The organism is Noviherbaspirillum sp. (assembly GCF_036846085.1).
GTDB lineage: Bacteria > Pseudomonadota > Gammaproteobacteria > Burkholderiales > Burkholderiaceae_D > Noviherbaspirillum.
On the sequence record NZ_DAIUCO010000221.1, the window covers coordinates 1 to 9,270 of the forward strand.

The 9,270-nt window shown below is 61.7% G+C and carries 10 protein-coding genes; 3 read left to right on the forward strand and 7 right to left on the reverse strand.

The annotated features are described in order from the left end of the window. Positions 1-996: exonuclease subunit SbcD (sbcD, locus tag V7080_RS20220; protein WP_334190196.1), on the reverse strand; the 996-nt coding region annotated here is incomplete at its 3' end. 184 nt (positions 997-1,180) lie between these two features. On the opposite strand from sbcD, the gene V7080_RS20225 reads away from it, so the two are divergent. The 3 genes from V7080_RS20225 (at position 1,181) to V7080_RS20235 (ending at position 3,560) form a co-directional block, all read left to right on the forward strand. Next, entirely contained in the window at positions 1,181-1,654 is a 474-nt protein-coding gene (locus V7080_RS20225; RefSeq protein WP_334190190.1) for a DUF1499 domain-containing protein, read from the forward strand. Then, a complete protein-coding gene (locus V7080_RS20230; RefSeq protein ID WP_334190191.1) occupies positions 1,644-2,654 on the forward strand; it encodes a DUF2272 domain-containing protein in 1,011 nt (336 codons plus the stop codon). Before V7080_RS20225 ends, V7080_RS20230 begins: the two co-directional genes overlap by 11 nt. Positions 2,655-2,933: 279 nt before the next feature. Then, entirely contained in the window at positions 2,934-3,560 is a 627-nt protein-coding gene (locus V7080_RS20235) for a PEP-CTERM sorting domain-containing protein (RefSeq protein ID WP_334190192.1), read from the forward strand. Positions 3,561-3,671: 111 nt separating this feature from the next. Here V7080_RS20235 and V7080_RS20240 read toward each other — a convergent pair whose 3' ends face one another. From V7080_RS20240 to V7080_RS20265, 6 genes are all read right to left on the reverse strand, one after another. Then, positions 3,672-4,373, reverse strand: coding sequence for an ABC transporter ATP-binding protein (locus V7080_RS20240; RefSeq protein WP_334190193.1), 702 nt, complete (start codon positions 4,371-4,373; stop codon positions 3,672-3,674). 14 nt (positions 4,374-4,387) lie between these two features. Beyond that, complete coding sequence (locus tag V7080_RS20245) at positions 4,388-5,152, reverse strand: ABC transporter ATP-binding protein (protein WP_334190194.1); 765 nt, start codon at positions 5,150-5,152, stop codon at positions 4,388-4,390. Continuing rightward, positions 5,149-6,204: a branched-chain amino acid ABC transporter permease gene (locus tag V7080_RS20250; RefSeq protein ID WP_442947261.1), complete on the reverse strand. Its 1,056-nt coding sequence runs from the start codon at positions 6,202-6,204 to the stop codon at positions 5,149-5,151. The genes V7080_RS20245 and V7080_RS20250 overlap by 4 nt, the downstream gene beginning before the upstream one ends. Position 6,205: 1 nt before the next feature. Continuing rightward, positions 6,206-7,078: a branched-chain amino acid ABC transporter permease gene (locus V7080_RS20255; protein ID WP_334190195.1), complete on the reverse strand. Its 873-nt coding sequence runs from the start codon at positions 7,076-7,078 to the stop codon at positions 6,206-6,208. Positions 7,079-7,237: 159 nt separating this feature from the next. Beyond that, positions 7,238-8,377, reverse strand: a complete 1,140-nt coding sequence (locus tag V7080_RS20260) for an ABC transporter substrate-binding protein (protein ID WP_334190198.1) — start codon at positions 8,375-8,377, stop codon at positions 7,238-7,240. A 65-nt stretch (positions 8,378-8,442) separates the two neighbouring features. Further along, positions 8,443-9,249 (reverse strand): alpha/beta fold hydrolase, encoded by an 807-nt coding sequence (locus tag V7080_RS20265; protein ID WP_334190199.1) that lies wholly within the window; start codon positions 9,247-9,249, stop codon positions 8,443-8,445. Positions 9,250-9,270: the final 21 nt, after the last annotated feature.

The following is a 9,270-nucleotide window of genomic DNA, read 5'->3' on the forward strand; positions in this document are numbered from 1 at the left end:
GCCGGGCTCGGGGGCGTCCAGGCGGACCCGTACTTCGAGATAAGGCAGGGCTTGCGGGTCGCTTACTTCCGGCAATTCGAGGGCGGCGAGTGCGGCGAGCACGTCGTCCAGCGGCGCAGGCCTGGCCGGGACGCGCAGCAATCCCACCGCGCGCGGCACTTTGATTTCGGCGATCTCGCGCGCCGATTCGCCGTCCAGTTCGACGCGCAACACCTGGTGGCTGTAGTTGACTTCGGCGAACGACATCGGCAACGGGCTGCCGCAGTAGCGAAGATGGTGCTGCCGGCCGACGCGTTGCGCGAGATGCAGGTGGCCGAGCCCGGCATAGGCAATCGCCGCATCGAACATGCGCGACGGAAGCGCTTCCGCGCCGCCGATCACGATGCGGCGCTCGGATTCGTCAGAGGTCTCGCCGCCGGCCATGTGGCAGTGCCCGAGCGCAACGATCGCCTGGCCAGGCGTACGGCGCAGCAGCGCATGCCGCAGCGCTTCCTGATAAACGAGCGCGATACCTTCCATGTACGGGTCGCCGTTGGTCTCGATGCGCGGCACATCGCCCGGGCGCAAAAACGGAATCGCAAGGCACCAGGCCGCAACCGCTCCGGACCGGTTCTTCAACGGCACGATCAGCTGGTCGAAGTCCAGGTTTCCGCAGGGAAGACGCCGGACCTGGCCGATCACCGTGATATCCATGTCTTCCAGCAACGGCGCCGGGGCTTCCAGCCTGCCCGGCGAGTCGTGATTGCCGGCGGTGATGATGATATTCAGGTGCGGGGCAGCGGCCTTGGCCTGCTGGAGGAAACGGTAAAACTGCTTTTGCGCGGACGCCGACGGATTGGTGTTGTCGAAAACATCGCCGGCGATCAGCAGGCCGTCCACCTGCTCGGCAACGATGGTGTCGAGCAGCCAGTTCAGGAAGCACTGGTGCTCATAGGTGCGGTCGAAATTGTGCAGGGTCTGGCCAAGATGCCAGTCGGAGGTATGCAGGAAGCGCATTGTGTTGACTTTCATTGCCGACGGGATTGATGCCCGCGTGATGCGCGGATTTTACCAAGAGGCAGGTTCGTTCGGACGGGCATTATGATCGGCGCAACGCAAATCCACTCTGCTATGATCGCCTGGCCGTGGCCGGCACGGAGCCTGGAACATGATGCCTGGACGACAAATGCGCAGGAAGATGATGATTTTCATAACCGCAGTCGTGGTGGGAGTGCCCGTCGCGGTGGTACTGGCAGGACAAATGAATTTGCTTTCCGGCACATCGCCTGGCGATCTCGGTGTACGCAACGGGATGCTGAAGGCACCTGGCCCGGATACGCAGAATGTCGTATCCAGCCAGGCTTCACTGCATCCGCATCAACCGAACCACGTCATCGCTCCACTTCAGTTTTCCGGCGACCCGTCCGCGGCCTTCGCGAAGCTGAAAAAAATTGTCGCCGGCATGGACGGAGCAACCGTCGTGGTGTCGGAACCCCGATATCTACGGGCGGAATTCCGGACGAAGTGGCTGCGATTTGTCGATGATGTGGAATTTGTTGTGGACACGGGCGGCGGTGTCATTCATATGCGCTCGGCGTCGCGGCTTGGGCGGCGGGACTTCGGCGTGAATCGCGCCCGGCTCGAAGCGGTGAGGGCGGCATTCGATGCGACATAAATTCGGCAATGCCGTGCGGCTGGCGCTGGCCGCAGCATGCCTTTCGCATCTGTCCGTATCCGCGATGGATGCCGCATGCCGGCATGACGGCGCCACCAGCCCGCTCGGTAACCGGATCGCCGACCTTGCCGTCCGCGAACATCGTGAATTCGGCGGGCATCGCATCGATGCGAACGGTTATCTGGTTCGCTTCGGCGCGGTGGAGTCGGAAACGGAATTGTTGCTGAACCCGGAATCAGGCCGCCGCTCGGCGGAAACACCGGGGCGCTTCGCCTGGCGGCGTGTATGGGAATACTGGGTGACGCTCAACAGGAAGGTCCCGGGCGAGACTGCCGACCGCAAGATCGTATTTGTACCCGGCCTGCTGGATGATCCGGCGTCGCAGGCGCCGGCCAGGGAACAGGCGCTCGGCACCTTGCTCCCGGAACTGGACAAGCACCAGGGTGCCGCCGGTACTGCGCTGCGTGAGGCGGCCGTGCGTGCCGCCCTGAACGACTCGCCCTGGTCCGCAGCCTTCATTTCCTACCTGATGCACCACGCCGGCCTCGCGGAACAGCAGTTCCGCTATTCATCGACGCATTCGTATTACATCACGCCTGCCTTCGAGTCGATGCAAAACTACGCCTACCATGCCTGCGACCCGCATCGCGCGAGACCGCGCGTGGGCGACTTGCTGTGCTATTCGCGCAGCAATCCACCCTTGAAAAGTTTTTCGGCGTGGCAGGCGGCGGTCAGGGCGGCCGGTTTTATCACCGCATCGCATTGCGACGTGGTGGTTGAGGTTGACATCCCGGCCCGCAAGTTCGACACCATCGGCGGCAATGTGATGCAGTCGGTAACGCGGCGGACGTTGAAACTGAATGAAGCCGGTGTGCTGTCACGCAGTCATCGTGTCATCGAAACCGGCCGGTCCAGCGAAACTGATTGCTCCCTGCGGCAGAAATGCCGCCGTCAGGATTTCAACCGCCAGTATTGGGGCGTGCTGCTGCGCTTGAAATGATTCCGCAAACACGACGGCACGGCGTTTTATTCCCACCCGCGCGATCGCTCTTTTCGGGGTTGATTTGCTTGCGTACGTTGTCGAAAAACCTTACATGTGCAAGCGATTCGCTCATGTTCAAACCTGCGCCGTGACCGAAGTCATTGATGTTGCACGAGAAAATAATCTATCGATCGTTGGCACCGATATTGCTAAGAGAGAACTGTTGCACAAATCTCAACCACTTAGCCCAAGAAGATGTGCTGCTTGGACTCTATCCAACCGCTTTTCAGAATCGATATGAAAAAATTAATCTCCTCTGCAGTGTTTTCCATCGCAGCCTTGGCTGCCGGCGCTGCGCAAGCCATCCCATCCCTCAGCTTCATCATTGATGGCGATACGTTCAACAATCCGTATTCGATTACGAATAATTCGACTGGCGGGGAAACAGTAACCCGATTCAGCCTCAATCTCGGGACCATCCCATCCGGCGGCCCATACTGCTTCGATACCGCCAACGGCGGCCCCTGCAATCCCAGCCCTCAAAGCCCAACTCCGTTTTCGGCAGTCGGTGCTACAGGCACCACGACAGGTCTGATCGCGCCGGTTATCGTTGCCGACGGTGCGCAGATCCTTGATCTGTTTTTCAATGATTTTGATTCCGGCGAAACATTCAGCTGGAATATCGATATCGACAGTGCAAGCACATTCTCCACATTCGGCAATGATTTGATCGGTGCAACCGCATTCGTCGACTTCTCGAATGGTCAGCGTCTGATCGGTTCGCTCTTCGCCGTCGCCGGCAACCCGGATGCTTCCCAATTCACCGTCACTGGTATCGTTCCGACCACCGGTGTTCCGGAGCCAAGCACAATGGCATTGATGGCGCTCGCCGGCCTGGCTTTCCTGCGCCGCAGGAAGGTCTGAGTCCGGAACGCTTTCCCGAACGGGAATTGGTTCTAAAGTAAAAAGTGCCGCGTTGATCGCGGCACTTTTTCATTGGGCACCGTGGTTGCCGGTCAACTGCAGCAGCAGTAGTCAAACACCCAGATAGCCCACCAGTTGCTCCGGCGATGCCATCAGCGCCGCGGATTCACCTTCAAGCACGATCCGGCCCTTTTCCAGCACGACGGCAAGATCGGTGTGCGCCAGTACGGCCCGGTAGTTGCGATCGACGATCAGGGTACTGATACCTGTTTCGCGGATCTGCGAAATCACCCGCCAGATTTCCTTCACGACGAGCGGTGCAAGTCCCTCAGTCGCTTCATCCAGAATCAGCAGGTCGGGATTTGTCATCAGCGCACGGCCGATCGACAGCATCTGCTGCTCGCCGCCTGACAATTGCTGGCCGCCGTGGTCAAGCCGCTCCTTCAGCCGGGGAAAGGTATCGAGCGCCCTTTCGAAGGTCCAGTCGCGGCGACCGGACGGACCCGGCCGGGCGCTCATGATCAGGTTTTCACGCACCGACAGGTTGGGGAAAATGCCGCGGCCTTCCGGCACATATCCGATCCCGAGACGGGCCATTCTTTCCGGCGCCTGCCCCGTCACATCCCTGCCATGCCACACAACCTTGCCGGATGCAGCGGGAACGAAGCCCATGACCGATCGGATCATCGTCGTTTTGCCCATGCCGTTGCGGCCCAGCAGGCCGACCGCCTTGCCGGCCGGGATCTGCAGGTTCACGCCCTGCAGGATGTGGCTGTCGCCGTAATAGGTGTTCAGTGATGTGATCTGCAGCACGATGGAGCCTTGGTTCAGGTATGGGCATCGCCCAGGTATGCGACGTGGACCGCGGGGTTGTTGCGGATCTGTTCCGGGGCATCGCTGGCGATCACCTCGCCGTTGACCATGACGGTGATGCGGTCGGCGACGCGGAACACGGCATCCATGTCATGCTCGACCAGCAGCACGGCATGGGTCTGCTTCAGGCGTGCCAGCATGTTGAGCATCCGGTCGGTTTCTTCCGCGCCCATGCCTGCGAGGGGCTCGTCAAGCAGCAGGACACGCGGGCGGGTCGCCAGGCACATCGCGATCTCGAGTTGTCGCTTGCCGCCGTGGCTCATGCTGCCGGCATTTGCATGGGCGGCATCCGCGAGGCCGGTCGCTTCCAGTGCTTCATGCGCGATGTCATTGCTGGCAGCGCATTCGCGCGCCGATTCCCAGATATTCCACGGACGCTGCAAGGCAGCCTGCGCCGCCAGGCGGCAGTTTTCCAGCACGCTGAACGTCGGGAAGATGGTGGTGCGCTGGTAACTGCGGCCGATCCCAAGCCGCGCACGCCTTGGCTGGGGAAGCCGGGTGATATCCTCGCCGGCGAGCTGGATGCTGCCTGCCGATACCGGTATTTCGCCCGACAGCATGTTGATCAGCGTTGATTTTCCGGCACCGTTGGTCCCGATCACAGCATGGACCTGGCCGGCATGCAGGCTCAACGTCACCTTGTCCACCGCCGTCAGGCCGCCGAAGCGGCGCGTCAGGCCGGAAGCTTGCAGCAGAGCAGGGGCGTGCGTCGGGTTCATTTCTTCTCTCCATACGGACCGGCTTTTCCGCGCGCCGGCTTCCTGCCTACCGCATTGGCGAACCATTGTCCGATGCCGATCAGGCCGTGCGGCAGAAGGGCGACGAACAAGATCATGGTCAGTCCGAGCGTCAGTTGCCAGCGATGCGCGAACGCGCCGAAGATCGCTTCCGAGGCATAGAACTCCTTGAGCAGCACGAAAGCGACTGCGCCAATGACCGCGCCGCGGAAGCTGCCGAGACCGCCGAGGATGATCATCAGCAGCACCGCTCCCGATTCATGCCAAGACAACATTTCTGGGTTCACGAATCCGGTTTTCGTCGCTTTGATAAATCCGGCCAGCCCGGCAAGCATGCCCGCGATGACGAAGGCGGCGAGCTTGTAGTAATAGGTATTGAAGCCTGCGGCCCGCATGCGCTGCTCATTGACCCGGATGCCGGCGAGCGCGTGGCCGAAGCGCGAACGCTCGAGCATCGCCAGGAATCCATAGGTGGCCGCCAGTGTCCCCAGCGCGAAAAAATACAGGTGGCCGCTTTTGTCGAGGTCGATCAGCGTCTTGCCGCCGACTTCGAGGGCCGGCCTGAGCGTGAGGTAGATGCCGTCGCTGCCGCCGCCGATCGGCGTATCGTGGACCACGAAGTAGGCCATCTGGGCGAAGGCCAGCGTCACCATGATGAAATAGACACCCTTGGTACGCAGACTGAGTGCGCCCACGGCGAGCGCATAGACGCCAGCGCCCAGAACGGCGAGCGGCAGCAGCACGGCGATCGAGCCGGCGGCCGCATCCGGCGACAGCCGGGCGGTGACGTAGGCGGCAATGCCGAAAAACGCTGCATGCCCGAGGCTGATCAGCCCGGCCTTGCCGACCAGCAGTTCAAGGCTGAGGGCGAAGATTGCGTAGACGATGATCGTCAGTGCCAGGTCCTGCATGTAGGACGAGAGCACCGAAGGCAGCGCCGCCATTGCGGCGAGCACGAACACCGGGGCGAGCCAGCCCAGGCTGGAGCGCCGGGGCGTGCCGATGCGGGTGGCGGCGAGGGAAGTCGTGTTCATGTCAGTAGCCTTTGCTCTTCAGGCCTTCCGGACGCCAGATCAGGATCGCGGCCATCAAGAGGTAGACGCCGATGCCGCTCAATTGCGCGAAGAAAACCTTGCCGAAGGTGTCGACGAATCCCACCAGAAGCGCGGCGATCAGCGCTCCGGTAATGGATCCGATGCCGCCGATCACAACGACCACGAAGCAGATGATGAGGATATGGCCGCCCATGCCGGGATACACCGACGTGACGGGCGCGGCGATCATGCCGGCCAGCGCCGCGAGCGCGACGCCGGCGGCGAAGACGGTGCGGTAGAGCAGCCGGATGTTGATGCCGAGGCCGCGCACCATGTCGCGGTTGCTGGCGCCGGCCCGGATCATCATGCCGAGCTTGGTACGGTTGACGACGTAGTAGAGGCCGATCGCGACAACCAGGCAGGCCGCCGAGGCGAACAGGTTATAGATCGGATACGTCATCACGCCGCCCAGCGATATGCCGCCGGAAAGCCAGTCGGGCGCCTTGACGCCGTGTACCTCATTGCCGATCAGGATGCTGCGGCCTTCCTCGAACACCAGGATCAGCGAGTAGGTCATCAGGACCTGCTGCAAGTGATCGCGCTGGTACAGGTAACTGAAAAATACCCATTCGAGGAGGTAGCCGAAGATGGCCGCCAGCGCCACGCCGGCCAGAAGTTGCAGGATGAACTGGTCGCCGAAAAGCGGCGCGAGCGAGAAGGCGAGATAGGCGCCGATCATGTAGAAGCTGCCATGGGCGAGGTTGATCACGCCCATGATGCCGAAGATGAGTGTCAGTCCGCTCGCCACGAGGAACAGCAGCAGGCCGTACTGGATGGCGTTCAGGCACTGGACGAGGAAGGTTGGGAAATCCATGGGGCTTGTTGCCGGGTTAGTTGATGTGCGGCGGTCGGGTCAGCATCCAAACAGTCTCCCGCCGCACCGGGAGCATGGATTCTATTGCAGACAGTAAGCCGGAATTCCGCAGGGTGCGCCGGTCGCACCCTGCGAACTAAGGACTCGTCGTCGCCGGTATTACATCTTGCAGCCGCGTGCAGGATCAGCCAGCGATTTGATCGCAACGCCTTTCACTTCGTTGTTCTTGCCGTTCACCTGACGCAGGTAGATATCCTGCACCGGGTTCTGGGCAGCCGACAGGCTGAAGGTGCCACGCGGGCTGTCGATCTTCGCCTTGCGCATCGCTTCCTGCAACTGGTCCCGCTTGCTGATATCGCCATTGACCGCCTTCAGGCCCGTCGCCAGGAGCTGCGCCGCGTCGTAGCCTTGCACCGCGTACACATCGGCATTCGTCTTGAATGCCTTGGCAAACGCGAGCCGGAAAGCATTGTCGCGCGGGGTGTTGAGGTTGTCGGCGTAGTGCAGCGTGGTCAACATGCCTTGCGCCGCCTCGCCCTGCGCTTCCAGCGTGCCATCGGTCAGGAATCCGGGTCCGTACAGCGGGATGGTCTTGTTCAGGCCCGCCGCGACATAATCCTTGACGAACTTGACCGCGCCGCCGCCGGCGAAGAAGGCGTACACCGCATCCGGCTTTTGCGACGCGATCTGTGTCAGCAGGGCCTGGTATTCCACGTTGGGGAAGGGCAGCGTCAGATTGTCCGACACCTTGCCGCCGCCTTTTTCGAATCCCTCGGTGAATCCTTTGACGGATTCGTTGCCTGCCGCGTAGTTCCAGGTGATCGTCATCGCCCGCTTGTGTCCCCGCTCCGCGGCGACCTTGCCCATCGCGAATGCAGGCTGCCAGTTGCTGAAGGAGGTGCGGAAGATGTTCTTGGCGCACATCGCGCCGGTAATCACGTCCGCCCCGGCGTTCGGGACGATGAGCAGCGTGCCGGTTTCACGCGCCACCTTGGCCATGGCCAGCGCGACGCCGGAGTGCACGGTGCCGACCAGCACATCGACCTGGTCGCGCTTGATCAATTTGTTGACGTTGTCGGTTGCCTTCGCGGGATCGGATTCGTCATCCACCTTGAAATACTGGACTTCCCGGCCTGCCAGCTTGCCGCCCTGTTCGTCGACATGCATCTTGAAACCGTTTTCGATCATTGCTCCGAGGTTGGCGAAGGTCCCGGTGGCGGGCAGCATGAAACCGACCTTGATGGGGGCGTTGTTCTGCGCGGCGGCCTGTCCGGCCGCACCGAGGGTGGCGACCGCCAGTGCGGCGACGGTTAGCTTGAAAGTGGTTTTCACACATGTCTCCTTGCTTGTTGTTGGTAGGTACTTTACATCGAACGCAAAATAAAGCCGGCAACCGCTTTCATGGTGGCTTCAGGCTGGTCGCGGTGCGGCGAGTGACCGCAGTCCGGAATGACGACGAGTTCCGCCTGCGGTACCTTTCTCCGGATGCCGTAAATCTGTTCCAGGGTGCCATACTCATCATCGGCTCCCTGGAGGGCCAGTACAGAGCAGACGATGCCCGGCAATTCGGCCTCAATATTCCATGCCCGAAATGCCGGGTCAAGCCAAATGTCGTTCCAGCCCCAGAACGCCGAATCGACGTCGTCATGATAGCGTGCCAGACGCTCCCGCACGCCCTTGTGAAGATAGGCTTCGCGGGCCTCCCGGATGCTGTCGATGGTCAGATCCTCGACGAAGATGTGCGGCGCCGCCACCGCAATCCCGCTGACGCGTCCCGGGAACCGGGCGGCGTACAGCAGGCTGATGGACGCGCCGTCGCTGTGGCCGAACAGAAACGGCTTGTCGAGGCCGAGCCGGTCGAACAGGGTGGGCAGCACGTCATGCGCCTGCTGGTGCATGAAGTCCACCGGCCAGCGCTCTTCCTGTGGGCGCGGCGTGGAGCGGCCGTAGCCATAGCGCGAGAAAACCAGGCCGGTAAAGAGGTTGGCGGCGCAGAATTCGGCCGGGAAATCCTTCCAGAGGGCGATGGAGCCAAGACCCTCATGCAGGAAGACAACGACCGGATAAGCGGATTTACGGACGCCGACGAATTGATATTCAAGCCGTATCGGCCGGTCGCGCCATTGCAGTTCGGCGAAACGGGTGTCTCCGGTGTGCAGGTCTTGCGCCATCGTGTCGTTATCCCTGTGCCC